23 protein-coding genes are annotated in these 24,213 nt (G+C 71.1%); 7 read left to right on the top strand and 16 right to left on the bottom strand.

What is annotated here, in order from left to right; all coding sequences use genetic code 11:
• Positions 1–92: 92 nt before the first annotated feature.
• Genes cysN through FV227_RS15155 form a run of 3 tightly spaced genes read right to left on the bottom strand, consistent with a single transcriptional unit; the run spans position 93 to position 3,225 of the window.
• Positions 93–1,499: a sulfate adenylyltransferase subunit CysN gene (gene cysN / locus FV227_RS15165; RefSeq protein WP_147725951.1), complete on the bottom strand. Its 1,407-nt coding sequence runs from the start codon at positions 1,497–1,499 to the stop codon at positions 93–95.
• Positions 1,499–2,434, bottom strand: a complete 936-nt coding sequence (gene cysD / locus FV227_RS15160) for a sulfate adenylyltransferase subunit CysD (RefSeq protein ID WP_147725950.1) — start codon at positions 2,432–2,434, stop codon at positions 1,499–1,501. Before cysD ends, cysN begins: the two co-directional genes overlap by 1 nt.
• A complete protein-coding gene (locus tag FV227_RS15155) occupies positions 2,431–3,225 on the bottom strand; it encodes a phosphoadenylyl-sulfate reductase (protein WP_147859371.1) in 795 nt (264 codons plus the stop codon). Before FV227_RS15155 ends, cysD begins: the two co-directional genes overlap by 4 nt.
• Positions 3,226–3,459: 234 nt before the next feature.
• On the opposite strand from FV227_RS15155, the gene FV227_RS15150 reads away from it, so the two are divergent.
• The 5 genes from FV227_RS15150 to FV227_RS15130 all read left to right on the top strand — a co-directional run bounded on the left by FV227_RS15150 (position 3,460) and on the right by FV227_RS15130 (position 9,578).
• The gene (locus FV227_RS15150; RefSeq protein WP_147725948.1) at positions 3,460–3,975 is read left to right on the top strand and encodes an Lrp/AsnC family transcriptional regulator; all 516 of its coding nucleotides are present in this window, start codon (positions 3,460–3,462) and stop codon (positions 3,973–3,975) included.
• A 111-nt stretch (positions 3,976–4,086) separates the two neighbouring features.
• A complete protein-coding gene (locus tag FV227_RS15145) occupies positions 4,087–5,859 on the top strand; it encodes a flavodoxin domain-containing protein (protein ID WP_147859370.1) in 1,773 nt (590 codons plus the stop codon).
• 186 nt (positions 5,860–6,045) lie between these two features.
• On the top strand, positions 6,046–7,842 hold the full coding sequence (locus FV227_RS15140) for an NADPH-dependent assimilatory sulfite reductase hemoprotein subunit (RefSeq protein ID WP_147859369.1): 1,797 nt from the start codon (positions 6,046–6,048) through the stop codon (positions 7,840–7,842).
• Between the two features lie 87 nt (positions 7,843–7,929).
• On the top strand, positions 7,930–9,027 hold the full coding sequence (locus FV227_RS15135; RefSeq protein WP_147859368.1) for a Gfo/Idh/MocA family oxidoreductase: 1,098 nt from the start codon (positions 7,930–7,932) through the stop codon (positions 9,025–9,027).
• 353 nt (positions 9,028–9,380) lie between these two features.
• The gene (locus FV227_RS15130) at positions 9,381–9,578 is read left to right on the top strand and encodes a hypothetical protein (protein ID WP_147726035.1); all 198 of its coding nucleotides are present in this window, start codon (positions 9,381–9,383) and stop codon (positions 9,576–9,578) included.
• Between the two features lie 61 nt (positions 9,579–9,639).
• Here the strand turns inward: FV227_RS15130 and FV227_RS15125 are convergent, their stop codons facing one another.
• Together FV227_RS15125 and FV227_RS15120 are read right to left on the bottom strand one after the other, a co-directional pair.
• On the bottom strand, positions 9,640–11,379 hold the full coding sequence (locus tag FV227_RS15125) for a methyl-accepting chemotaxis protein (protein ID WP_147859367.1): 1,740 nt from the start codon (positions 11,377–11,379) through the stop codon (positions 9,640–9,642).
• Positions 11,380–11,466: 87 nt separating this feature from the next.
• On the bottom strand, positions 11,467–12,237 hold the full coding sequence (locus FV227_RS15120; protein ID WP_147859366.1) for a glucose 1-dehydrogenase: 771 nt from the start codon (positions 12,235–12,237) through the stop codon (positions 11,467–11,469).
• Between the two features lie 144 nt (positions 12,238–12,381).
• On the opposite strand from FV227_RS15120, the gene FV227_RS15115 reads away from it, so the two are divergent.
• Entirely contained in the window at positions 12,382–13,008 is a 627-nt protein-coding gene (locus FV227_RS15115) for a TetR/AcrR family transcriptional regulator (RefSeq protein ID WP_147726032.1), read from the top strand.
• A gap of 10 nt (positions 13,009–13,018) precedes the next feature.
• Here the strand turns inward: FV227_RS15115 and FV227_RS15110 are convergent, their stop codons facing one another.
• The 5 genes from FV227_RS15110 to FV227_RS15090 all read right to left on the bottom strand — a co-directional run bounded on the left by FV227_RS15110 (position 13,019) and on the right by FV227_RS15090 (position 17,738).
• Complete coding sequence (locus tag FV227_RS15110; protein WP_147726031.1) at positions 13,019–13,363, bottom strand: DUF1330 domain-containing protein; 345 nt, start codon at positions 13,361–13,363, stop codon at positions 13,019–13,021.
• Between the two features lie 5 nt (positions 13,364–13,368).
• A complete protein-coding gene (pyrF, locus tag FV227_RS15105; RefSeq protein ID WP_147726030.1) occupies positions 13,369–14,088 on the bottom strand; it encodes an orotidine-5'-phosphate decarboxylase in 720 nt (239 codons plus the stop codon).
• A 12-nt stretch (positions 14,089–14,100) separates the two neighbouring features.
• On the bottom strand, positions 14,101–14,802 hold the full coding sequence (locus tag FV227_RS15100) for a uracil-DNA glycosylase family protein (protein WP_147726029.1): 702 nt from the start codon (positions 14,800–14,802) through the stop codon (positions 14,101–14,103).
• A gap of 164 nt (positions 14,803–14,966) precedes the next feature.
• On the bottom strand, positions 14,967–17,183 hold the full coding sequence (locus tag FV227_RS15095; RefSeq protein ID WP_147859365.1) for a xanthine dehydrogenase family protein molybdopterin-binding subunit: 2,217 nt from the start codon (positions 17,181–17,183) through the stop codon (positions 14,967–14,969).
• A 99-nt stretch (positions 17,184–17,282) separates the two neighbouring features.
• The gene (locus FV227_RS15090; protein ID WP_147726027.1) at positions 17,283–17,738 is read right to left on the bottom strand and encodes a (2Fe-2S)-binding protein; all 456 of its coding nucleotides are present in this window, start codon (positions 17,736–17,738) and stop codon (positions 17,283–17,285) included.
• 244 nt (positions 17,739–17,982) lie between these two features.
• On the opposite strand from FV227_RS15090, the gene FV227_RS15085 reads away from it, so the two are divergent.
• Entirely contained in the window at positions 17,983–19,530 is a 1,548-nt protein-coding gene (locus FV227_RS15085) for a HAMP domain-containing sensor histidine kinase (protein ID WP_147726026.1), read from the top strand.
• Between the two features lie 72 nt (positions 19,531–19,602).
• Here the strand turns inward: FV227_RS15085 and FV227_RS15080 are convergent, their stop codons facing one another.
• The 6 genes from FV227_RS15080 to FV227_RS15055 form a co-directional block, all read right to left on the bottom strand.
• Positions 19,603–20,019 (bottom strand): EVE domain-containing protein, encoded by a 417-nt coding sequence (locus FV227_RS15080; protein ID WP_147859364.1) that lies wholly within the window; start codon positions 20,017–20,019, stop codon positions 19,603–19,605.
• Between the two features lie 23 nt (positions 20,020–20,042).
• Complete coding sequence (locus FV227_RS15075) at positions 20,043–20,501, bottom strand: opioid growth factor receptor-related protein (protein WP_243934665.1); 459 nt, start codon at positions 20,499–20,501, stop codon at positions 20,043–20,045.
• Complete coding sequence (locus tag FV227_RS15070) at positions 20,498–21,502, bottom strand: NAD(P)H-dependent glycerol-3-phosphate dehydrogenase (protein ID WP_147859363.1); 1,005 nt, start codon at positions 21,500–21,502, stop codon at positions 20,498–20,500. The genes FV227_RS15075 and FV227_RS15070 overlap by 4 nt, the downstream gene beginning before the upstream one ends.
• Complete coding sequence (locus FV227_RS15065; protein ID WP_147859362.1) at positions 21,499–22,455, bottom strand: GNAT family N-acetyltransferase; 957 nt, start codon at positions 22,453–22,455, stop codon at positions 21,499–21,501. Before FV227_RS15065 ends, FV227_RS15070 begins: the two co-directional genes overlap by 4 nt.
• Complete coding sequence (gene tsaD, locus FV227_RS15060) at positions 22,452–23,507, bottom strand: tRNA (adenosine(37)-N6)-threonylcarbamoyltransferase complex transferase subunit TsaD (RefSeq protein ID WP_147859361.1); 1,056 nt, start codon at positions 23,505–23,507, stop codon at positions 22,452–22,454. Before tsaD ends, FV227_RS15065 begins: the two co-directional genes overlap by 4 nt.
• 87 nt (positions 23,508–23,594) lie before the next feature.
• Positions 23,595–23,945 (bottom strand): DUF2293 domain-containing protein, encoded by a 351-nt coding sequence (locus FV227_RS15055; protein WP_243934404.1) that lies wholly within the window; start codon positions 23,943–23,945, stop codon positions 23,595–23,597.
• Positions 23,946–24,213 lie beyond the last annotated feature (268 nt).

Below are 24,213 nucleotides of genomic sequence, written 5' to 3'. Positions count from 1 at the left end.
GCGGGAACGACGTGGCTCCGTACCGGCAACCGAGGGATCGCGCGGATCACCGCGCGGTCCTCTCTGTCGTCTAGGGCCGAGGCCGCCGCGTCTCAGCCGCTGAACAACCCGCGCAGGCGGCTGAGGAAGCCGCCGGTCGGGGTCGTCGCGGCGGCGCTCGTTGGGGCGGTCGCGGCCGCCCGCGTCGGCGCTTGAACCAGGCCCAAAGCCGCCGTGTCCGTGCTCTCGCGATCGATCAGGATCAGGCCGCCGGTGTCGCGGGTCTCGGCGTAGGGGTCGAACGGCACCGCGCGGTCGAGCTTGAGCGTGACGTCGGCGATGTCGTTGGCGACGAGCTTCTCGGCCGGGCCGGGCTGCCCGGTCTCGGGGTCGATGCGGTTGCGGATGCGGTCCACCACGGCGTTGGCCGTGACGGTGCCGACCTTGGCGAGCAGCGCCGTGCCGGGGGCGAGCTCGGTCTCGGCGGCCCAGAACAGGCGCACGTCGAGGGTGTCGGAGACCTGCATCGGATGCGAGGCGGCGGCGATGACGCTGCCGCGCGAGGCGTCGACCTCGTCGGCGAGCACCAGGGTGACCGACTGGCCCTCCTGGGCGCTGGCGAGATCGCCGTCCGGGCCGACGATCCGCGCCACCGTGGAGGTGCGCGCCGACGGGGCGATCGCCACCGCGTCGCCCGGCTTCACCGTGCCGGCGGCGATGAGGCCCGAGAACCCGCGGAACTCAGAGTTCGGCCGGTTGACCCACTGCACCGCCATGCGGAACGGCGCGGCCAGCGCCTCCTCGTGCACCGGCACGCTCTCGAGATAGGCCAGCAGCGGGCCGCCCTGGTACCACGGCGCGGAGACCGCCGGCAGCACGACGTTGTCGCCGTTCTTAGCCGAGAGCGGGATCGCCCGGACCTCGACGAAGCCGAAATCGCGGGTGAAGGCGGAGAAGCCTGCCACCAGCCCGTCGAAGGTGGCCTGCGACCAGCCGACGAGGTCCATCTTGTTGATGGCGAGCACGACGCGGCGGATGCCGAGCATCGAGACCAGCAGGGCATGGCGCCGGGTCTGGCGGGTCAGGCCCTGGCGGGCGTCGACCAGGATCACCGCCACGTCGGCGGTCGAGGCGCCGGTGGCCATGTTGCGGGTGTACTGCTCGTGGCCGGGCGTGTCGGCGACGATGAACGAGCGCTTGTCGGTGGAGAAGAACCGATAGGCGACGTCGATGGTGATGCCCTGCTCGCGCTCGGCCTGGAGGCCGTCGACGAGAAGCGCGAGGTCGACCTCCTGCCCTTGCGTGCCGTGCTTCTTCGAATCGCGCTGGAGCGCGGTGATCTGGTCGTCGAAGATCTGCTTGGTGTCGTGCAGCAGGCGTCCGATCAGCGTCGACTTGCCGTCGTCCACCGAGCCGCAGGCGATGAAGCGCAGGACTTCCTTGCTCTGATGCGCGGCCAGGAACGACGCGTAGCCGAACTCGGGGGCGTCGAACGCGTCCTTGGAGGGGTGGACCGTCATCAGAAGTAGCCTTCCTGCTTCTTGCGCTCCATGGCGCCGGCGCCGTCCTTGTCGATCACCCGGCCCTGCCGCTCCGAGGTGCGGGCGGCCAGCGTCTCGCCGATGATCGCCGGCAGCGTGTCGGCGCCGCTCTCGACCGCGCCGGTGAGCGGATAGTCGCCGAGCGTGCGGAAGCGGACCTTGCGCAAGGTCGGCGTCTCGCCGGGCTTCAGCGGCAGGCGGTCGTCGTCGACCATGATCAGCTGCCCGTCGCGCTCGACCACCGGCCGCGGCTCTGCGAAGTAGAGCGGCACGATCGGGATCCGCTCCTGCTCGATGTAGAGCCAGATATCGAGCTCGGTCCAATTGGAGAGCGGGAAGATGCGCAGGCTCTCGCCGCGCTTCTTGCGCAGGTTGTAGAGGTGCCAGGGCTCGGCCCGCTGGCGCTTCGGGTCCCAGCGGTGCTGGGCCGTGCGCAGGGAGACGATCCGCTCCTTGGCGCGCGAGGCCTCCTCGTCGCGGCGGGCGCCGCCGAAGGCCGCATCGAACTTGTGCTTGTCGAGCGCCTGCCGCAGCGCCTGCGTCTTCATCACGTCGGTGTGGACTTCCGAGCCGTGGCTGATCGGGCCGACGCCGCGGGCGAGCCCGTCCTGGTTGGTGTGGACGATCAGGTCGAGGCCGAGTTCCTTCGCGCGGGCGTCGCGGAAGGCGATCATCTCGCGGAACTTCCAAGTCGTGTCGATGTGCATCAGCGGGAACGGCAGGCGGCCGGGGGCGAACGCCTTCAGCGCCAGGTGCAGCAGCACCGACGAATCCTTGCCGATCGAGTAGAGCATCACCGGGTTCTCGGTCTCGGCGACCGTCTCCCGGAAGATGTGGATGCTCTCGGCTTCCAGACGCTGCAGGTGCGTGAGGCGGCTGCCGGCTTGCGCCTGGATCGCGGGTGCGGCGCTCATCGGGCCATCTCCGGTCTGTGGGATTGCGTGGTCTCGAATGCCGCGGCTTCCTCGCCGGGCGCTACGTCGGTTTCGGGCACGTGGACGTGCAGGCCGCATTCCTTCTTGGATTCCTGCTCCCACCACCAGCGGCCGGCACGCTCGGGCTCGCCGACACGGACGGCACGGGTGCACGGGGCGCAGCCGATGGAGGGGAAGCCGCGATCGTGCAGCACGTTGTAGGGCACGTAGTTGTCGCGCACGAAACGGTCGACGTCCTCGCGCGTCCAGTCGGCCAGCGGGTTGAGCTTGATCAGGTCGCGGCTCTCGTCGAACTCGGCGAGCGGCGTGTCGGCGCGGTTGGCGGACTGGCCGGCGCGCAGGCCGGTGAGCCAGCCGGCCGCCCCGTCGAGGGCGCGGCCCAGCGGCTCGACCTTGCGGAAGCCGCAGCAGGCCTGCCGCGCCTCGACCGAATGGCGGAAGCCGTTGATGCCGGATTCGCGCACGAACGCTTCCTCAGATCGCCGCTCGGGGGCGTAGGCGCGGATGCGGATGCCGTAAGCCGCCTCCGTCTCCGCCCAGACGTCGTAGGTCTCGGGATACAGCCGCCCCGTATCCAGGGTGACGATCTCGGTCCGGCCCTTGGCCATCGCGAGCGCGTGCGTCAGCGCCTGATCCTCGATGCCGAGGCTCGTGGTGAAGACGAGGCGTCCGGGGATCGTCGCCTCGATCAGCGCGATCCGCCCCTTGAGGTCGAGGGGCTTGAGCTGGGCGGCGAGATCGGCCGCCGCCTGGGGGTTGGGAAGGGTCATCGCCTGTTCGTTCGCGGGCCGGGTCGTGCGAGGGGCACTGGTTGTTCCCTGAGATGTTCGCTATAACGAACGGTGTCAAGGCGCCGCTGCGAGGCCCGGATGCCCTGCGCTGCGATGCAGTAAGCCCTGGCAACACGCCGCAATCGGGATCGATTGCGCGGAAATGGAAGTTCCTTCTCATGGGCGCCCTGCATGGGCCGCATGGCGAAGCGACGTCGAGATGCGAGGTTGGCCGTGGATTCGATCGATCTGAAGATCCTGGCACTGCTGCAGACGGACGCGACCCTGTCGATCGCCGCGATCGGCGAGCGGGTCGGCCTGTCACAGACCCCGTGCTGGAAGCGCATCCAGCGCCTCGAGGCCGACGGGGTGATCGACCGCCGCGTCGCCGTGCTCGACCCGGTCAAGCTCGGCCTCGGGCTCACCGTGTTCGTCTCGATCGAGACCGCCGACCATTCGCGCGAGTGGCTGGAGCGATTCGCCGGCACCGTCTCGGCGATGCCCGAGGTGCTGGAATTCTACCGCATGGCCGGCGACGTTGATTACATGCTCCGCGTCGTCGTGGCCGACATGAGCGCCTACGACACGTTCTATAAGCGCCTGATCGCGACGCTGCCGTTGAAGAACGTCACCTCGCGCTTCGCGATGGAGAAGGTGAAGTCGACGACGGCCCTGCCGCTGCCCGCGCCACCGACGAACGGCCGCCAGATCCAGGGATTGCCGCCGACCCTCGTGGCGGTCGGAGAATAAAGTTCTTTTTTGCGCCGCAACGACGATCGACTCCTTCTCCAAATCAAGCGTTCTGTAAAACGGACGTTTTCCCGTTGACAGGGGCCTTCCGCCCCACGACATGGTCTTCCGATGTCACGCCAAAGCCTTCTTCCCCGCACCGCGCCGTTCGGCGACAGCGAGCGGGCCAGCCTCGACGCCGTGCTCGGCAGCGCCACCGCGATCCAGCGCGCCTGGCTCGCCGGCTTCCTCGCCGGGATCGATGCGGCCGACGGGCAGCCTGCGGCGGCACCGGCCGCTCCGCCGAAGGCCGCCGAGCCGCTGACGATCATCTACGCCAGCGAATCCGGCAACTGCGAGGCCCTGGCCGGCACCGTCGCCAAGCTCGCGCGCAAGCAGGGCTTCAAGCCGAAGGTCATCGACTTCGCCGACCTCGACCTCGCCGTGCTGCCGAAGGCCGGCAAGCTTGTCGCCATCGCCGCGACCTGGGGCGAAGGCGAGCCGCCCGCCCGCGCGACCCACACCTACAACGTCCTGATGGGCGACGGCGCCCCGCGCCTCGACGGCGTCGAGTTCGCGGTGCTCGCGCTCGGCGACACCTCCTACGCCGAGTTCTGCGCCATCGGTAAGGCGCTCGATGCCCGTTTCGAGGCGCTGGGCGGCAAGCGGGCGGCCGAGCGCGCCGACCTCGACCTCGACTACGAGACGCCGGCCGCCGCCTGGATCAAGGACACGCTGAAGGCGCTGGCGCCGGCCCCGGTCGCCGCCGACAACGTCGTGGCGGTCGACTTCGCCCGCGCCACGGCTGCCGAGGACGAGGATGCCGAGCCGAGCCGCGAGCCGGTCGTGGTCGAGGTGGTCGAGCACGTGAACCTCAACTCGTCGCGCTCGGACAAGGAGACGATCCACCTCGCGCTGGCCTTCGAGGACGGCGCGCCCGCCTACGAGCCCGGCGACTCGCTCGAGATCTACCCGGAGAACGACCCGGCCCTGGTCGAGGAGATCCTGAAGGCGACCGGCCTGACCGGCGACGAGGCACTGCGCCGCTCGCTGCTCGCCGAGCGCGACATCACTACCCTCTCGGCCGCCGCGGTCGAGCGCTTCGTGAAGGCGACCGGGCACGACGAGGCCAAGCGGCTGATCGAGAGCGGCGAGGTCCGCGCCTGGATCGAGGGCCGCCACCTCATCGACCTGATCGAGACCTACCCGGCGGCCCTGACCGCCGAGCATCTCGGCGGCATCACCCGTCCGCTGCCGCCGCGGGCCTACTCGATCGCCTCCTCGCGCAAGGAAGTCGGCGACGAGGTCCACCTCGTGATCGCCGCCGTGCGCTACGAGACCCACGGCCGGGCGCGGACCGGAGTCGCCTCGACCCACGTCGCCGACCGGATGTCGGACGGCGCCAAGCTCCGGGTCCGCCTGAAGCCGAACCGCCACTTCCGCCTGCCCGCCGACCCGGCGATCGACATCATCATGGTCGGGCCCGGCACCGGCGTCGCCCCGTTCCGCGCCTTCGTGCAGGAGCGCCGCGCGGTCGAGGCCACCGGCCGCTCCTGGCTGTTCTTCGGCGACCGGCACTTCACCCACGACTTCCTGTACCAGCTCGAATGGCAGGAGGCGCTGGAGGACCGCTCACTTACCAAGATCGACGTGGCGTTCTCGCGCGACCAGCCGGAGAAGCTCTACGTGCAGCACCGCATCGACCAGCATCGCGAGGAGCTGGTGGAGTGGCTGGAGGGCGGCGCGCACCTCTACGTCTGCGGCGACGCCAAGGCGATGGCCAAGGACGTCCGCGTCGCGGTCGAGAACGCCTACGCGGCGGTGAAGGGCCTGAGTGCCGACGATGCCGCAGCGGCGGTGTCGGCCCTTGAGCGCGCCGGCTGTTACCAGCAGGACGTGTACTGACGCCACCTCTTCCCTCTCCCCCCTGCGGGAGAGGGTGGCCCGCGAAGCGGGTCGGGAGAGGGGAGCGCCGGTGCCGGATACGGCGCTCCCCTCTCCCGACCCCTGCTGACGCAGGGGCTACCCTCCCCCGCAAAGGGGGGAGGGAGATGCGTCGGCAGTCGAAACGAATCGAGACGGATCACCGCCATGGACGACCACAAGCCTGCTTCCGAGCGCGTCTACGAGACCCCGCCGACCGGCCGCCCGATCGACGAGGCGGAGGCCGCGCGGGCTGCGGGGCTCGCGCACAACGAGCACCTGAAGATCGCGAGCGGCTATCTCCGCGGCGGCTTGGCCGACGGGCTGCTCAAGCACGCCACCGGCGCGATCTCCGACGATGACGGCCAGCTCGTGAAGTTCCACGGGATGTACCTGCAGGACGATCGCGACCTGCGCCCGGAGCGGACCAAGAAGAAGCTCGACAAAGCCTACGCCTTCATGATCCGCCTGCGCATCGCCGGCGGCGTCATCAGCCCGAAGCAGTGGCTGGCGCTGGACGACATCGCCACGACCTATGCCGGCGACGCGATCCGCGCGACGACGCGCCAGACCTTCCAGTATCACGGCGTGATCAAGTCGAACCTCAAGCGCACCATGGCGGCGATCGACGCCGCGCTGCTGGACACCATCGCCGCCTGCGGCGACGTCAACCGCAACGTCATGGCCGCGACCAACCCGGCCCAGACCCACGCGCACGCCGCGGCCTACGAGCTGGCCAAGGACATCTCCGATTCGCTGCTGCCGCGGACCAATGCCTGGCGCGAGATCTGGCTCGACGGCGAGAAGGTCGTCGGCGGCGAGGAGGAGTTCGAGCCGGTCTACGGCAAGACCTACCTGCCGCGGAAGTTCAAGATCGTCGTCGCGGTGCCGCCCTCGAACGAGGTCGACGTGTTCGCGCACGACCTCGGCTTCATCGCGATCCTCGACAAGGCCAACAAGCTCACCGGCTGGAACGTCACCGTCGGTGGCGGCATGGGCATGACCCACGGCGAGCCGGACACTTTCCCGCGCACCGCCGACCTGATGCTGTTCTGCAAGCCGGACGAGGCGGTGAAGGTCGCCGAAGCGGTGATGACGGTGCAGCGCGACTGGGGCAACCGCACCAACCGCAAGAACGCCCGGCTCAAGTACACGATCGAGCGCTACGGCCTGAAGGCGTTCCGCGCCGAGGTCGAGGCGCGCGTCGGCAAGGCCTTCACCGACCCGAAGCCGTTCGCCTTCACCGGCAACGGCGACCGCTACGGTTGGACCGAAGGCGACGACGGCCGCCACCACCTGACGCTGTACGTGCCGTCGGGCCGGATCAAGGATTACGAGGACGGCCCGAAGTTCCTGAGCGGCCTGCGCCGGATCGCCACCGAGCACGAGGGCGACTTCCGCCTCACTGGCAACCAGAACGTGATCATCGCCAACGTGCCCTCCGAGAAGCGGGCGGCGATCGAGGCGCTGGTCGACGAATACGGCCTGACCAAGGGCGCCGGCGCCCTGCGGCGCAACTCGATCGCCTGCGTCGCGCTGCCGACCTGCGGCCTCGCCCTGGCCGAGAGCGAGCGCTACCTGCCCGACCTGATGACCGAGCTGGAGACGAGCCTCGCCCGCCACGGCCTGCAGGACGACGAGATCACGATCCGCTCGACCGGCTGCCCGAACGGCTGCGCCCGCCCGTTCATCGCCGAGATCGGCCTCGTCGGCCGCGGCCCCGAGCGCTACCACCTCTACCTCGGCGCCGCCTTCGACGGCTCGCGGCTGGGCAAGCTCTACCGCGAGGACGTGAAGGCCGACGAGATCCGCGACACCCTCGACCCGCTCTTCGCCGACTACGCGCGCGGCCGCAATCCGGGCGAGCGCTTCGGCGACTACCTCGTCCGCGCCGGCCACGTGGCGAAGACCACCAACGGGCCCGACTTCCACGACAACATCGGCGCGCTGAAGCCCGCCGCCTGACGCGAAACCGCCTCCGCGCCGCGAGCGTTCGGAAACCTCGGCTCGCACCTCGCGTTGCGCCTGCATCGGCGTAACCCGGGGGCGACCATGAGTGATGCGAAGGCGATCCGCTACGCGGTGGTCGGCGGCGGATGGATCTCGCAGGCCGCCTTCATGCCGGCGGTGGCGCAGACCGGCAATTCGACGATCACGGCGCTGGTCACCGGCGATCCGGAGAAGGCTGCTTCGCTCGGCGAACGCTATCGCCTGACCACCTTCTCCTACGACCGCTACGCCGAGGCTCTGGCCTCCGGCCTGTTCGATGCCGTCTACCTCGCGCTGCCGAACGGGATGCACCGCGACTACGCCGTGCCCGCGCTGGAGGCCGGCATCCATGTGCTGCTCGAGAAGCCGATGGCGACGAGCGTCGCCGAGTGCGAGGCGATCATCGCCGCGGCCGAGCGCGGCAACGTCCGGCTGATGCTGGCCTACCGCCTGCACTTCGAGCCCGGCACCCTCGACGCGATCGAGCGGGTGCGGACCGGCGCGATCGGCGAGCCGCTGGTCTTCACCGCGACCTTCGGCCAGCACGTCGCGACCGAGAACCACCGCGCGCACCAGGGCTACTGGGCCGGGCCGGTGCCGGACATGGGCACCTATCCGATCAACGCCGTGCGCAACCTGTTCGCCGACGAGCCGGTCGAGGTCTACGCCCACGGTACCCGCCGGCCGGGAAGCCCCTACGCCTTCCACGGCACCGTCGCGGTCACGCTCCGCTTCCCCGGCGACCGCCTCGCGCAGTTCACCGTCTCCTACGAGACCGATTCGGTCGACGCCTACCGCATCGCCGGGACCGAGGGCGACCTCCTGATGGCGCCGGGCTTCACCTTCGGCCAGTCGCTCGCGGGCGAGCTGACCCGTGGCGGCGAGACCGAAGCCCTGTCCTATCCGAGCGTCGACCAGTTCGGGGCCGAGACGCGGTACTTCTCGGATTGCATCCTGAACAGACGCGTGCCGGAGCCGGACGGCGAGGAGGGGCTGGCCGACGTCCGCATCCTTGCTGCGATCGAGCGCGCGCTCGAGACCGGCCAGCCGCAGGCCCTCGCGCCGATGCGACGCCGGACGCGGCCGGTTGCGTCGCAGGCGATCGCGCTGCCCGAGATCACGCCTCCGGACCTCGTCAACGCCGCCAAGCCGGGCGGCTGAACGCGGCGAGCGGCCGGCGTTGCGACCGGCCTCGCTCTTACCTATCACCGCGTGCTGAAGTGATCGCGCCGAGTGGACCTCGTAAGCAGCAAGCTCTCGGGATCACGCGGCCGTCTGCGGTGTCGCTGCGCGGCATCTCGGCACCAGGGACGCGCGGGAGACGGCGATCGACGAAGCGCCCAGCTCATGCGCGTCGGAACAAGGTTCGTCGTGCGTCGCCATGTTGCCTCGCAGCAAACACGTGCTGCCCTGCAAAGACCAAAGCTTGACGGTACGATGCGGATAAATCTCCGCGCGCGTCGAACGAAGTGGGGCCGTGCTCGTTATCCCGAAAATCCATACGGGACCGAGACATGGGCAAGCACGAAATCCTCGGATACTTCGAACACCGCCGCGACGGCGCCTGGGTCTGCGTCCGTCCGTTCACGCTGACGACCAAGAGCGCGGCGGTCGACATCCGCCAGGGCATGCGCTTCGACTACGGCAAGCGCGTCGGCGGCGTCGACCTCGCCGAATACCTCGAGCAGCTCGGCTCGCAGTTCGGTTCGTAAGCCGTCTGCTTTTTCGGCGTTCGATCGATCAGGGTGATGCGGGCCCTCCGGCCCGCGTCGGTCACAAGCGATAGGCGGTCCGGCAGCCGCCCCAGTGGCGCCCTTTGATCTTCAGCGGTGCGTCGACTTCGGTCACCATGATGATCTGGGTGCCGAGTTCGCGTCGGTAGACCTGAAGCGTCACCGGCCGCATTGAACGCGCTGCCGTGATGCCGGTCCGGTCGTCGAAGATGCGCAGGTTCCGCGCGTTGACGTGGTTCCACATCGGGTCGTCGCTGCGCTGCGGCTGCGAGTAGACCCGGTTGTGGAACGGCAGGAAGCCGTTGCGGTCGGTCAGGATGCAGAACATCATCCGCTCGTCGCGCCCGAGTTCCGCCTCGAGGATCGGTCCGAGCAAACGCACGATCGGCTCGACCGAGCGCGTCATGAACTGCGCCGGGTTTGAGCCGGCGATCGGCCGGTAGTCGGTGTCGAACAGGGCCGCCTCCGACACGCGCCCCGCGGCCAGCTCTCCTTCGAGGATCGACGCGGCCTGCGCCGCCAGGGCCTGGACCTTGACGATCAGCGGCGCGTGCTCCGCGTGGATCGACGCGATCTTTGCCAGCAGCTTGTCGCGGAACGCGCCGTCGTTCGCCTGGAACGCGCAGTGCACCCCCATCGCGCTCGTCGCCACCACCTGTGCCTGGACCACGCCGACGGTGTCGATCGCGATGGCGATGCCGGCCCCGACCGCGATGGATTCCCCCTCCGGCGCGCGCAGCAGGACGCCGCCCTCGCTCAGATCAACCGTGCGGGTGCTGCGCCCATCCGGCAGGCGGACCTGGAGGTCGGCCGGGTAACGATCGAACCGGCGCCGGTCGCCGAGCTCGCTCTGGCGGACCACGGTGACGAAGCGCTGGCCCAGGCGGCCGGCCTGCTCGGCCGCGGACGCGGTGGCCGACTGCATGCGCTCCGCCTGGCGGTCGAGGTCGAACGCGGCGGCGCTGGCCGAGCCCGCATCCGCGTCGAGATGCGCGACGAGGTCCGAGGTGCGGGTCGCCTCGTCGACGATGCTCGTGACCGTGCGGGCTTGGATGCCGGCGATCTCCCGGACGCTGGCGAAGGACGGGCGGACCGATTCGATGGCCCCGGCCGCGGCCTCGATCGCGGCGCCGGAGGCGGCGGCGCCTTCCCGCAGGCGCAGGACGCGGGTCCGCACCTCCTCGGCCGCCCGCGCCGTCTCGACCGAGAGCGCCTTGACCTCGGCGGCGACGACCGCGAAGCCGCGCCCGGCCTCGCCGGCGCGGGCGGCCTCGATCGTGGCGTTCAGCGCGAGCAGGTTCGTCTGCCGCGCCACCGCGGCGATCGTGTCGACGATGCCGGCGATCTCGTTGCCGGCCTGGGCCAGCGTCGCGATCAGGGCGCGCGCCTCGGAGCCGCGATCGCCGGCATGGTCGAGATGGCCGCCGGCCTGCGACATGGCCGCGGCGGTCTGGCTCGCGAGGGTCGACAGGCTTCCGGTCTGGCCGGCGAGGCTCGCGGTCGCGGCGGCCGCGTTTCGCGAGACCCGGACGAGGTCGTCCATCTGCGCCCGGATCGCGGAGAGGCCGCCCTTCATCTCGGCGACGTCGCTCTGCGCGGTCTCGATCGAGCGGCTCACCCCTTCGATCGCGGAGCGGACGTCTTCCTCGATGGCGTTCACGACGTCGCTGTCGAGGCGCGCCGCGACGGCCGCCACGGGCTTGGGCTGCTCGACCGCCTCCATTGGCGTGGAGGCGTCGATGGTGCGCGCTGGGGCTCTGGTTCTGAACTGGAACAGCATACCCTCAGATGTGACTGAAGTCCGCTACCATCCTGTTAACGTTGCCGAGATTTCCCGAGGGACGCGGTCGAAACGGCCGGTCGCGGTTCAGGCGCCGCCCCACTGCATCGTCAGGCCGCCGTCGACGACGAGGGTGTGCCCGGTGACGTAGTCGGCATCGTCGCTGCTGAGGTAGAGGATCGCCTTGGCGATGTCGTCGGGCTGCCCGGCGCGATGCCACGGGATCCGCTCGAGCGACTTGTCGAGCACCTTCGGGTCCTCGAAGCGGTCGGCGGTCATCGGCGTCTCGATCAGGCCGGGTGCGACGTTGTTGACGTTGATCTTGTCCTCGGCGAGCTCGCGCGACAGGCTTCGGCAGAGCGATCCGACGCCCGCCTTCGACATGCCGTAGGGCGCGCTTTCCGGCGTCGGCAGGTGCTGCGCGACCGACGAGACCATCACGATCTTGCCGCGGCCGCCCTGCACCCGGCGCAGCTTGATGAAGGCGCGGGCGCAGAACAGCGGCCCCATCAGGTTCACGCGCAGGATCTGCTCCAGCCGCGCACCCTCCATGTCCGCCACCGCCATCCCGCTCATCGCCTGCCCGGCATTGGCCACCAGGATGTCGATCGGCCCGAGGTCGCTGGCGATGCGGTCGAAGGTGGCGGTGACGGAGGCCGGGTCGCCGACGTCGTTCTGGATCACCAGCGCCCGGCGCCCGGTCTCCTCGACCAGGCGCGCGGTCTCGGCGATGCCGTCCGCGTCGGTGTTGTAGGTGATCGCGACGTCCGCGCCGTGCTGCGCGAACAGGAGTGCGGTGGCCCGGCCGATCCCGGAATCCGCACCGGTGATCAGGGCCTTCTTGCCTTCGAGCTTCATCGGTGCCGGCTTCGCTGCTGGAGGTGGTCCGGCCCCGCCATCGGGCCGTTTCAGCGGGCCAATTCGGGCGTCGCGGCCCGGTTCCTCACGGGTGCGCGGTCCGACATTTTGACGCTTTGCCGGATTGCGGCATACGCTCGGTTCATGACCATCGCCGTCGACCTAGAACGCATCCAGAGCGACGAGAGCGCGCCGACGACGCGCTGCCGGATCCTGGCGACGGCCGAGCGCTCGTTCCGCGAGATCGGCTACCAGAAGACCACGGTCGCCGACATCGCCAAGACGCTGAAGATGAGCCCGGCCAACGTCTACCGGTTCTTCGACTCGAAGAAGGCGATCAACGAGGCGGTGGTCGAGCGCCTGGTCGGCGAGGTCGAGGCGCTGATCTCGACCATCGCCGACGCCCCGGGCTCGCGCGCCGCGGACCGCCTGACGGCGGTGATCGGGGCCTTGTACCGCGACACCTCCGAGCGCTGCCGCGCCTTCCCGCGCATGCACGAGATGATCGAGGCGGCGATGAGCGAGAGCTGGGAGGTCTGCCGCCATCACGTCGACCGGATCGGGGCGGTGTTCGAGCGGATCGTCGTCGACGGCGTCGCGCGCGGCGAGTTCGAGACGGACGATCCGGCCGGCACGGCGCGCTGCCTGCACACGGCGATCGCGCGCTACAGCCATCCGCTGCTGGTCAGCCAGTATCCCGACGCGCCCGTGCCGGACCTCGACGTGATGATCGCGTTCCTGCTGCGAAGCCTGCGACCGGCCGGCCGCTAAGACGGGTCGGTCACTCCGATGCGGGGTTGGCCGGCTCCGGCGCGATGCCGACGTTCGGCTGCTCGCCGTCGTAGCCCTCGATGATCAGGATGTCGGCGTCGGCGCCGTTCTTCTGCTTGGCGCGTGCGGCCTGGTAGCTGTCCGACTTCCAGCAGGCGAGCGCGTCGTCGTAGCTCGCGAACTCGATCACCACGTTGCGGGCACGCGCCGTCCCGGTCACAGCCTCGAAGCGTCCGCCGCGCACGAGGAAGCGGCCGCCGAACTCGGCGAAGGCGGCGCCGTTCGAGGCGGCGTAGTCCTTGTAGGCCTCCGCGTCCCGCACATCGACCCGGACGATCCAGTAGCCGCGCGTCATTCTCGTCACTCCTGTGCTGCCATCTCGGCGAGGATCGCTTGTGCCACGGCGCGCGGATCTGCGGCAGCGGTGATCGGGCGGCCGACGACGACGTGGTCGATGCCCGCCGCGCGCGCCTGGCCCGGGGTCATCACCCGCTTCTGGTCGCCGGCGGCGCTGCCGGCCGGGCGGATGCCCGGCGTCACGATCAGGCTGCCCGGGCCGACGACGGTGCGGACGGCCTCCGCCTCGAAGGCGCTGCAGACGATGCCGTCGATGCCGGCCTCGGCCGCCTGGAAGGCGCGGTGCGCGACGAGGTCGGAGATCGGCAGCGCGTAGCCGGATTCGCGCGCGTCGCCCTCGTCGTAGGAGGTGAGCACCGTCACCGCGAGGATCTTCAGGTCGGACGCGCCGCGCCCGCGCACCGCCGCGCGCATGGTCTGCGGGTAGGCATGCACCGTCAGGAAGGTCGCGCCGAGGCCGGAGAGCGCACGCACCCCCTCCTCCACCGTGTTGCCGATGTCGTGCAGCTTGAGGTCGAGGAAGACCTTGAGCCCGCGCGCGGCGAGTTCCGGCACCAGCGACAGCCCGCCGGCATAGGCCAGGCGGTAGCCGATCTTGTAAAACGTCGCCGCGTCCCCGATCCGGTCGATCAGCGCGCGGGCCGCCGCCGGGTCGTCGAGGTCGAGGGCGACGATGAGGCGGTCGCGCGGGTCGGTCGGGCTCGGGTTGGGCTGATCTCGCATCGCAGTTCCCGATCACGCGGCCGGGTGCGGTGTCAATCGCGCCCCCGCGGGGGCAGCCATGACACCGGAAGCCATGACTCCGTTCGCCGTGACCCCGCCCGCCATGACGCGGGCCACCTCGGCCTTCAGCACCGGCAGTAGCTCGGCCTCGAACCAGGGCTCCCGCTTGAGCCAGCCGTTGTTGCGCCAGGACGGATGGGGCAGCGGCAGCACACGCGGGGCACGCGGCTCGGCGAGGATTTGGCGCCAGCGCCGCACCGTGCCGGTGAGCCCGTCCGGCATCTTGCCGAGGTGCCACGCCTGCGCGTACTGGCCGATCACCAGGACGAGCTCGAGATGCGGCAGGCCGGCGAAGAGCTCGTCGCGCCAGCGCTCGGCGCATTCGCGCCGCGGCGGCTTGTCGCCGCCCTTGGCATCGAGCCCCGGGAAGCACGAGCCCATCGGCACGATCGACACCCGGCTCGCGTCGTAGAAGGCGGACTCGTCGAGACCGAGCCAGGACCGGAGGCGCACCCCCGACGGGTCCATGAACGGGATGCCGGTGCGGTCCGCCCGCGTTCCGGGCGCTTGGCTGGCGATGCACAGCCGCGCCGTGGCGGTCCCCTGGACGATCGGGCGCGGTTCCTGCGGCAGCGGCGGCCCGTAGAGCGGCGCGTCGCGGCAGATCCGGCAGGCGCGCAGGCGCGCGGCGGTGCGGTCGAAGGCGGTGTCCATGCTGGATGCGACATGGGCACCGCGTCGCGCTTCGGCGAGCCCGGACCGACGCGACCAAAAGAAACGGCGCGGGACGAGGCCCGCGCCGTGGTTGCAGTTGGGTTCGAAGCTCTGGGAAGCGGGCCGACGCTACGCCCTGCCCCGCATCCGCGGCGTGTCGAACCTCACACGCCCTTCAAGCCGGCCAGGTCGAGCGGCAGCGAGCGCAGGCGCTGCCCGGTCGCGGCGAAGATCGCATTGGAGATCGACGGCGCGAGCACCGGCACGCCCGGCTCGCCGATGCCGGTCGGTGCCGCCGAGGACGGCATGATGTGGACCTCGACCACGGGCATCTCGCTCATGCGCGTCGGCTCGTAGGTGTCGAAGTTCTTCTCCTGCACCACGCCGTCCTTGAGGGTGATGCGGTTGCGCAGCACCGACGACAGCGCGAAGCCGACCGCGCCCTCGACCTGGGCGCGGATCACGTCCGGGTTCACCGCCACGCCGACGTCGACCGCCGCGACGATGCGGTTGACCTTCACCTTGGCGTCCTCCGCCGTGATGTCGGCGACCATCGCCACGTAGGAGCCGAACGATTCGTGGGCGGCGATGCCGAGGCCGCGGCCCTTGCCGTTGGCCTTGCTGCCGGCGTCCCAGTCCGCCTTCTCGGCGGCGAGCTTGAGGACGCCCGAGAGGCGCGGGGCTCCGGTCAGAAGCGAGAGCCGGTAGGCGAGCGGGTCGACGTCGGCGGCATGCGCCAGCTCGTCGATGAACACCTCCATCGCCTGCGCGGTGTGGCTGTGCCCGACCGAGCGCCACCACAGGACCGGCACGCCCTCGCGGGCGTTGTGGACCTCGAAGCGGTAGGCCGGGAGCGCGTAGGCGGTGTCGGAGGCGCCCTCGACGGTGGTCGAATCGATGCCGTTCTTGACGATCATCGCCTCGAACGGCGAGCCGATCATGATCGACTTGCCGATCATCACGTGCTGCCATCCGACGATCCCGCCCTTGGCGTCGAGCCCGGCGCGGACCTTGTGGTAGATCGTGGGGCGGTAGTAGCCGCCGGACATGTCGTCCTCGCGGGTCCAGACGAGGTGGACCGGCGCTCTGGCCCGGGTCGCCTTGAGGATGGTCGCGGCCTCGGCGATGTAGTCGGCGGTCGGCGTCGCGCGCCGGCCGAACGAGCCGCCGGCCCATTGCGTGTGCAGGCGGACCTTGTCGGTGGTGGTGCCCATCACGGCGGCGACCGCGGCCTGCTCGATCGTCTGGAACTGCAGGCCGGCATAGACGTCGTAGCCGCCGTCCGGCGCCTGCTCGATCGTCGCGTTCAGCGGCTCCAACGCGGCGTGCGCCAGGTAGGGGAAGGTGAACTCCGCCTCCAGGACCTTGGCCGCGCCCTTGATGCCGGCCTCCGCGTCGCCGCGCTCGGAGGCGACGAGGCCGGGGCGCTTGGCCTGCTCGCGGTAGCCGGCGAGGATCGCGTCGGAGGAGTGCGTCTCGGCCGCGCCGTCGTCCCACACCACCTTCAGCGCCTCGCGGCCCTTCATCGCCGACCAGGTGTCCTTGGCGACGACCGCGACGCCGGAGGGAATCGCGACGACGTCGACGACGCCCGCGACCTTCCGGGTCGCGGTGTCGTCGAAGCTCTTCACCGCGCCGCCGAAGCGCGGCGGGCGGGCGACGACGGCGGTGACCTGGCCGGGCCGACGGATGTCGAGGGCGTAGACGGCGCTGCCGTCAGTCTTGGCCGCGGAATCCAGGCGCGGCGTACGCTGACCGATCAGCGTCCACTGGCTCGGGTCCTTCAGGCGCGGCTCCTGCGGCACCGGAAGCGTCGCGGCGGAGGCCGCCAGCTCGCCGAACCGGGCCTGCCGGCTCGAGGCCGCGTGCCGGACGACGCCGTTCGCGACGGTGATCTCGGCCGCCGGCACCTTCCACTGGTAGGCAGCGGCCGCGACCAGCATCTCGCGGGCGGCGGCGCCTGCCTTGCGCAGCTGGAACCAGGAATTGGCGATCGCCGTCGAGCCGCCGGTTCCCTGGATCGGGCCCATCAGCAGGTTGTTGTAGCGGGCGGCGTCGGCCGGCGCGAACTCGGTGCGCACCCGCGACCAGTCCGCATCGAGCTCGTCGGCGAGGATGGTGGCGAGGCCGTTGGTGTTGCCCTGCCCCATGTCGAGGTGCTTGATGATCACCGTCACGGTGTCGTCGGCGCCGATCCGCACGAAGGCGTTCGGATCGGCCTTAACCCCCGACAGGTCGGGGCCGGCGGCGGCGCGGGCGGTGTTCTTCAGATCGAGGCGGAAGCCGATGACGATCGCGCCCGTCGCGGCGGCGCCGCCGGCGAGGAAGCTGCGGCGGGTCGCGCGCGGGGAGCGCGGGTCCGTCTGACGGATCTTCAGCATGGCGTGGCTCCGGTCAGTTCGGGAACGGGCGAAGGGCGTTCGAAGGGGGCGAGCGACGGGCCGTGCGATCCGCGCGAAGGGACGCGCGGACGAGCCGGATCAGGCGAGGGTGCGGGCAGCCTCGTGGATCGCCGCGCGGATGCGCTGATAGGTGCCGCACCGGCAGATGTTGCCGTCCATCGCGCCGTCGATGTCGGCCTCGGACGGTTTCGGGTTGTCGGTGAGAAGGCCGATCGCGGACATGATCTGGCCGGACTGGCAGTAGCCGCACTGGACGACGTCGAGCTTGCGCCACGCGCCCTGCACGGCCTCCGCGACGCGGCCCGAGATGCCCTCGATCGTCGTGATCTTGGCCTCGCCGACGTCGCCGATCCTGGTCTGGCAGGAGCGGACCGGCTGGCCGTCGAGATGGACCGTGCAGGCGCCGCACTGCGCGATGCCGCAGCCGTACTTGGTTCCGGTCTTGTCGAGGTGGTCGCGCAGCGCCCAGAGCAGCGGCATCTCGGGATCGGCGTCGACGGTGTGCCGGACGCCGTTCACGGTGAGGTTCAACATCCGAGATCTCCCGCGCGCAGAGCTTATGCCGTCGATGGCTAATCCTCGGACGCATCCACAAGATGTGCGTCCGCGCACGAACCGCGAACGGTCCGGAACGTCAGTGCACGCTTCGCGCGATGGCGACAATCCTCGCCCTCGCGGCAGGCCGTTCTTAACACATCCCGCGCATCGTCGATCCGCCGCATGTTGCGGTCGGGCACCCCGCACCGGCGCCCCCTACGTCCAGCCTTCGAAGAGGCCGATGTCCGAACTGACGGTCGAGATGGTGCAGCGCGGCCGCGGTCCTTCGTCGGAGGAGGCCGTGCGCCGCCGTGGCGTCGCGCGCGACATGCGCTCGGTCCGCGAGAAGCTGACCTCGAAGACGGGCCTCGAACGGGCGTTCGACTACGAGCTGCTGCGCCTCTACGCGCAGTATCGCGCCGGCGCGGGCATCCCGCTCGGGCTGTTCGCGATGGCGCTGGCCGGCGCCGCCTGCTTCTGGGTCGAGCCGTTGGTCGCGTCGCTCTGGGCGCTGTGCGCCTTCCTGATGATCACCCTCAACGCGTCGATGAGCCGGAGCTTCCTGCGCGCCGAGCCGGACACGGTGTCGCTCGCGCGCTGGCGCCGCCGCTTCGCCTTCGGCGAGGTGCTGCAGAGCCTGAGCTGGTCGGCTTTGATCGGGCTCGGCGCGGTCGGCGGCTGGCACTTCGCGATGTTCGGCCTGGTGATCGCGGCCGCGGTCGCGACGATGGTGGCCGCCACCGTTCCCGCCGCCGCCGTCGCCGCCCTGGTGCCGCTAGCGCTGGCGACCCTGTGCCTGCTCGCCTTCACCCGCCAAATGGACGCGGTGATGCTGGTCGCGATGGCGATCGGCTCGCAGATCTTCTTCCTCGGCCTTGCCCGCCGCATCTACACCTCGACCATCGGCGCGCTGCAGTCGCGGGCGGAGAAGGACGCGGTGTTCGGCGAGCTGGAGGAGGCCAAGGCCAATTCCGACGAGGCCCGGCGCCGGGCGGAGGAGGCGAACCTCGCCAAGTCGCGGTTCCTCGCCACCATGAGTCACGAGTTGCGCACGCCGCTCAACGCCATCCTCGGCTTCTCGGAGGTGATGAAGAACGAGGTGTTCGGCCCGCACACCGCGCCGAGCTACGGCGAGTATTCCAACGACATCCACGACAGCGGGATGCACCTCCTGAACCTCATCAACGAGATACTGGACCTCTCGCGGATCGAGGCCGGCCGCTACGAGCTCAACGAGGAGGCGGTCAAGCTCGCCCACATCGTTGAGGAATGCCGCCACATGATGGGGCTCAAGGCGCGCGGCAAGAACCAGACCTTCCTGGACTTCGTCGACGAGACGCTGCCGCGGCTCTGGGCCGACGAGCGGGCGTTGCGGCAGGTGGTGCTGAACCTGCTCTCGAACGCGGTGAAGTTCACCCCGCCGGGCGGCGAGATCACGATCAAGGTCGGCTGGACCAGCTCCGGCGGCCAGTACGTCGCGGTCAAGGACAGCGGCCCCGGCATCCCGGAGGACGAGCTCGGCACCGTGATGTCCTCGTTCGGCCGCGGCTCGCTGGCGATCAAGACCGCCGAGCAGGGTTCCGGCCTCGGCCTGCCGATCGTGAAGGGCCTCGTCGACCTGCATGGCGGAAACTTCACGCTGAAGTCGAAGCCGCGCGAGGGCACCGAGGTGATCGTCACGCTGCCGGCGAGCCGTGTGATGGACACCCTCGCCGCCGTCGCCGTCGGCCCGGAGCCGGAGAAGCCCGCGGCGTCGGTCCGCGCCAAGCCCGCCGCCAGGGCCGCCTGACGCATCCCCAGGCGCGGTGAGGTCCGGCTCGCGCGAGGCGGATACGACCCCGCACGATGCCCTGGCCGGCGATCAGCCGAGCCCGCCCATCGCCCGGACCAGCGCCCACTCGGCCTCCGTCACCGGCTGCACCGAGAGGCGCGAGTTGTTGACGAGAACCATGTCCTTGAGCGCCGATTCTGCCCTGATCGCGTCGAGGGTGACGGGATTCGGCAGCGTCTCGACGGCGGCGAGGTCGACCATGCCGAACCGGCCGCTCGCGTCGGTGTGATCCGGGTAGTACGGTCTGATCACCCGCACGATCCCGACGACGGCCTTGCCCTCGTTCGAGTGGTAGAAGAACCCGAGGTCGCCGACCTGCATCGCCATGAGCTGCTTCTTGGCGAGGTGGTTGCGCACCCCGTTCCAGTGCGTGCCGGTTTCCCCGGCGGCGACCTGCTGCGCCCACGACCAGGTCGCGGGCTCGGACTTGTAGAGCCAGTGGGGCATGCGTCTCGTCGCTTGCTCGAAGATCAGGACCGGCCGACCGCCGCGGCCCAGAAGGCGAGGCTCGCCGGGTTGATCGGCGATCCGGCCCCTGCGTTCCGCGCGGTCGCGAACGCGTAGAAGTCTTGCGCCTCCGCCTCGCCGAGCAGGTCGCGGATCGCCGTGAGGATGCGGGTGATGCGCAGGTGGTTGTGGTCGTGGGGCGCGAGCCAGCGATCGGTGTCGGCGTAGAACCGACGCATCCGCGCGAGCGCCGCGCGCAGGCCCTCGCGGGCGGCCGGATCGCGACGGATCGAGTCCGCCTCCGCCGGCGTCAGCACCGGCGCACCGGGCACCGCGCGGCTCGCCTGCTCGAGGGGGAAGCACCACTGGATGAAGTCGTGGACCGCCTCGATGCGGTCGTCGTCGAAGGCGAGCACGGTGGCCAGCGTGCGGCCGGCGCCGTCGGTGCCGCCGCCCGCGAGGAAGGCCTGGATCGGAGTCATTCGGATTCCGCCTTCAGCGGGCGGGCAAGCAGCGCGGCGACCACGTCCTCGACGCTCGCCCGTCCGGCCACGATCGCCGCGACGGCTTCCGCGATCGGCATCTCGATCCCCTGCCCGCGGGCGAGCCCGACCAGGGCGGTGGCGGTGAAGGCGCCCTCGGCGAGCTTGCCGCCGGCGGCGGCTTGCGGCGTGGCGCCCGCCCCCAGGGCGAGGCCGAAGGTGAAATTGCGCGATTGCGCGGACGATGCGGTGAGCACCAGGTCGCCGAGCCCCGACAGGCCCATCAGCGTCTCGGGCCGGCCGCCGAAGCTTCGCGCGAACCGCATCAGCTCGGCGAAGGCGCGGGCGATCAGGGCGGCGCGCGCGCTCTCGCCGAGGCCGCGCCCGGCGACGATGCCCGATGCGATCGCGAGCACGTTCTTGCCGGCGCCGCCGATCTCGACGCCGCGGACGTCGTCGGTGTGGTAGAGCCGCAAGGCCGGGCCGGACAGCAGGCGCGCGAGGCGCGCCGCGAGGTCCGCATCCGCGGCCGCCAAAGTGACCGCCGTCGGCAGGTTGCGCGCGACGTCCACCGCGAAGCTCGGGCCGGACAGCACCGCCACGGGCGTACCCGCCGGCAGCACCTCGGCCGCCACCGCGCTCATGAAGGCGCCCGTCGTCCGCTCGATGCCCTTCGAGCACAGGACCACCGGCGTGCCCGGCGCGAAGGCGGGCGCGAGCTGCCCGAGCACCGCGCGGGAAGTCTGCGCCGGCGTGACCAGCAGCACCGCCTCGGCGGCGGCGAGGTCGTCGGCCTTGGCCGTCGCCCGGATGCGCGGATGCAGCATCACGCCCGGCAGGTAGCGCGGGTTCTCGCGCGCGGCTTCGAGGGTGGCGGCGGATCGGGCGTCGCGCAGCCACAGGGTGACCGGGCGCCCGGCCGCGGCGGCGGCGTTCGCCAGGGCGGTGCCCCATGCGCCGCCGCCGACGACCGCGACGGGTCGCGCGTTCTCGCTGCTCATGCGGGGTCTCCGGAACAATCCGCCGCCGCGAGCCGATAGAGCACGTGCCGCTGCAGCGGGTGGCCGGCGGTCAGCGCCGGATGGTCGAAATCGGCCTCGCGCACCATGCCGAGCCGCTCCATCACCCGTCGCGACGGCGCGTTGGCCAGCGCCGTGAACGCCACAACGCTCGGCAGCCCGCAGCGGCCGAACAGGTCGGCGAGCGCCAAGCGCGCGGCGCGCGTGGCGATGCCGCGCCCCCAGGCCTCGGGGCTCAGGCGCCAGCCGATCTCGATCAGGCTGCCCGGGCGCTCGCCTTCGGAAAACGGCATCGACCGCATCAGCCGCATCGCCCCGACGAAACCGAGGAACGGGCCGCCCGGCTCCTCGACCGCCCACGGCCCGAAGCCGTCGGCCTCGAAGCGGCGGTCGAGCGCCCGCGCCTCGGTCAGGCTCTCGGCGGGCGATTTCAGCTTCGGGAAATGGCGCATCACGGCGGGGTCGGCGTTCAGGCGCGCGAACGGATCGTCGTCCGATCGGCGCCAACGGCGCAGGCGCAGCGAACCGGTCTCCAGGGTGTCGGGGGCCTTGGGCAGCCGGCGCTTGCCGCGCCATAGCAGGGAGCGGCGGTTGAGCAGGGCGAGGTCGGCGCGGCCGGCGAGCACGGCGTTGCCGAGGTCGATCGCGACCGCGAGCCGGTCGGGCGGCATGTTGGCCCAGGCCGGCGCCGCCACGCTCTCGCGCCACGGCCCGTTGCAGGCGTTGTCGAGCAGGATGCGGGCGAAGCAGTGGTCGTTCACGACGGGCCAGTCGGGATGGTCCGGCGCGGCCTGCGGCAGCAGGCGGTCGACCAGCTCGCGCCACCGCGCCTGCGGCTCGCCGACGGGGGCCGGAGCCGCCTCCGGCCCGGGCTCCGTCACGCGGAGATCGCGGAGATTGCCGCGCGAGAGGATGTGGCGGGCGGTGCCGCTCATCCGGCGCTGGCCTCGGGGCGGGGGGCGTCGGCGAAGGGCCAGCGGGCGCGGGCCGGCGCGGTGATGTCGTCGGTCAGCCCGAGGCGCAGCCGCTCGATCCCGGCCCAAGCGATCATCGCGCCGTTGTCGCCGCAGAGCGCCAGCGGCGGGGCGACGAAGGCGAGGCCCGCCTCGCCCGCGAGCGCGGCCAGCGCCCGCCGGATCGCGCCGTTGGCCGAGACTCCGCCGGCGGCGACGAGCGCGGTCGGGTGGCCGGCGACGGTGGAGAAGGTGCGCAGCGCCACGCGGACGCGGTCGACCACCACGTCGACCACCGCGGCCTGGAAGCCGGCGCAGAGGTCGGCGACGTCGCGCTCGGCGAGCGGCGCGGTGCGCTCCGCCTCGATCCGCAGCGCGGTCTTCAAGCCGGACAGCGAGAAGTTGGCGTCGCGACGCCCGAGCATCGGCCGCGGCAGGGTGAACCGCTCCGGATCGCCGGCTTCCGCCATGCGCTCGACCTCGGGGCCGCCGGGATAGGCCAGACCCAGGAGCTTGGCGACCTTGTCGAAGGCTTCGCCGATGGCGTCGTCGATGGTGCTGCCGAGGCGCACGTAGTCGCCGACGCCCTTCACCGCCACGAGCTGGGTGTGGCCGCCGGACGCCAGCAGCAGGAGGTAGGGAAAGGCCAGGCCGTCGGTCAGCCGCGCGGTCAGCGCGTGCGCCTCCAGATGGTTGACCGCGAGCAGGGGCTTGCGCGTCACGAGCGCCAGGGTCTTGGCGGTGACGAGGCCGATCAGCACCCCGCCGATCAGGCCGGGGCCGGCCGCCACCGCGATGCCGTCCACGTCCTTGAGGGCCAAGCCGGCGCGGTCGAGCGCCCGCGCGATCAGCCGGTCGAGCACCTCGACATGGGCGCGGGCGGCGATCTCCGGCACCACGCCGCCATAGGCCGCGTGCTCGGCGATCTGGCTCAGCACCTCGTTCGACAGGATGACGCCGCGGCCGTCCTCCCCCGGCGCGACGATCGCGGCGGCGGTCTCGTCGCAGGTGGTCTCGATGCCCAGCACGTTCATGGTGACGATCGACGCTTCCGTTTCCGCGCGAACCCGCTCGCCCCGTGTATCCGCACCGGACGCCCCCCGGCAACGACCGGGACCGCCTCAGGGCGCGTCGGCGTCGTCGGCCGGATCGGCCTCCGGGATCGGCGCCGCGCCCCAGCCGGCCAGCACGGCGTTGAGCTCGTCGAGGACGAAGTGGCGGGCGCTGTCGCGGTCGTAGCCCTCGGCGAGGAGGTCGTCGTAATCGGTGAAGACGTGGCGGGCATAGGCGACGAGCGCAAGCCGGGCCGCCGTCTCGGGCGCCGCCCCGCGCAGGCCCGGGCTGGCGAGCGCCGAATCGACGATCGCCTCGGCCTCGAACCCGGGCAGGCGCCGGGCGAGCCGCGCGAGCGCATCGGCGACCTGCTCGCGACGGTTGCGCGGTGCCCCGCCGTCCTGTCGCGCTGCGGGCAATCGACGCTCCCCTCTCCGCTCCGGCGCGATCGGCCGGCCTCGATGTCGGCGTGCCATAGTTTTTGACCAGGTGCACGTTAGGATGGGTTGCATCGACGACGCGCCCGATCGGGATCCGCACGAGGACGTGCGGCCGGCCGCACGCGCGACGCCCCGGAGACGACCATGATGCTGTATCTTATACACATATACGAGCCCACCAGACCGGAGCCTATATCGTATGCCGTCTTCTGCTTGAAAAAAAAAAAGGGGGGGGGGGGGGGGGGGG

The sequence above is a fragment of the Methylobacterium sp. WL119 genome, from assembly GCF_008039875.1.
In the GTDB taxonomy this organism is placed as follows: Bacteria; Pseudomonadota; Alphaproteobacteria; order Rhizobiales; family Beijerinckiaceae; genus Methylobacterium.
The sequence above is the reverse complement of the archived record's forward strand: the minus strand, read 5'-3'. Positions and strand labels throughout refer to the sequence as shown.

Bases quoted from the DNA above. Each gene is read 5' to 3' on its own strand.
- cysN (WP_147725951.1), bottom strand. From the start codon at position 1,499: ATGACGGTCCACCCCTCCAAGGACGCGTTCGACGCCCCCGAGTTCGGC.
- cysD (WP_147725950.1), bottom strand. From the start codon at position 2,434: ATGAGCGCCGCACCCGCGATCCAGGCGCAAGCCGGCAGCCGCCTCACG.
- FV227_RS15155 (WP_147859371.1), bottom strand. From the start codon at position 3,225: ATGACCCTTCCCAACCCCCAGGCGGCGGCCGATCTCGCCGCCCAGCTC.
- FV227_RS15145 (WP_147859370.1), top strand. From the start codon at position 4,087: ATGTCACGCCAAAGCCTTCTTCCCCGCACCGCGCCGTTCGGCGACAGC.
- FV227_RS15140 (WP_147859369.1), top strand. From the start codon at position 6,046: ATGGACGACCACAAGCCTGCTTCCGAGCGCGTCTACGAGACCCCGCCG.
- FV227_RS15135 (WP_147859368.1), top strand. From the start codon at position 7,930: ATGAGTGATGCGAAGGCGATCCGCTACGCGGTGGTCGGCGGCGGATGG.
- FV227_RS15130 (WP_147726035.1), top strand. From the start codon at position 9,381: ATGGGCAAGCACGAAATCCTCGGATACTTCGAACACCGCCGCGACGGC.
- FV227_RS15125 (WP_147859367.1), bottom strand. From the start codon at position 11,379: ATGCTGTTCCAGTTCAGAACCAGAGCCCCAGCGCGCACCATCGACGCC.
- FV227_RS15120 (WP_147859366.1), bottom strand. From the start codon at position 12,237: ATGAAGCTCGAAGGCAAGAAGGCCCTGATCACCGGTGCGGATTCCGGG.
- FV227_RS15115 (WP_147726032.1), top strand. From the start codon at position 12,382: ATGACCATCGCCGTCGACCTAGAACGCATCCAGAGCGACGAGAGCGCG.
- FV227_RS15110 (WP_147726031.1), bottom strand. From the start codon at position 13,363: ATGACGCGCGGCTACTGGATCGTCCGGGTCGATGTGCGGGACGCGGAG.
- pyrF (WP_147726030.1), bottom strand. From the start codon at position 14,088: ATGCGAGATCAGCCCAACCCGAGCCCGACCGACCCGCGCGACCGCCTC.
- FV227_RS15100 (WP_147726029.1), bottom strand. From the start codon at position 14,802: ATGGACACCGCCTTCGACCGCACCGCCGCGCGCCTGCGCGCCTGCCGG.
- FV227_RS15095 (WP_147859365.1), bottom strand. From the start codon at position 17,183: ATGCTGAAGATCCGTCAGACGGACCCGCGCTCCCCGCGCGCGACCCGC.
- FV227_RS15090 (WP_147726027.1), bottom strand. From the start codon at position 17,738: ATGTTGAACCTCACCGTGAACGGCGTCCGGCACACCGTCGACGCCGAT.
- FV227_RS15085 (WP_147726026.1), top strand. From the start codon at position 17,983: ATGTCCGAACTGACGGTCGAGATGGTGCAGCGCGGCCGCGGTCCTTCG.
- FV227_RS15080 (WP_147859364.1), bottom strand. From the start codon at position 20,019: ATGCCCCACTGGCTCTACAAGTCCGAGCCCGCGACCTGGTCGTGGGCG.
- FV227_RS15075 (WP_243934665.1), bottom strand. From the start codon at position 20,501: ATGACTCCGATCCAGGCCTTCCTCGCGGGCGGCGGCACCGACGGCGCC.
- FV227_RS15070 (WP_147859363.1), bottom strand. From the start codon at position 21,502: ATGAGCAGCGAGAACGCGCGACCCGTCGCGGTCGTCGGCGGCGGCGCA.
- FV227_RS15065 (WP_147859362.1), bottom strand. From the start codon at position 22,455: ATGAGCGGCACCGCCCGCCACATCCTCTCGCGCGGCAATCTCCGCGAT.
- tsaD (WP_147859361.1), bottom strand. From the start codon at position 23,507: ATGAACGTGCTGGGCATCGAGACCACCTGCGACGAGACCGCCGCCGCG.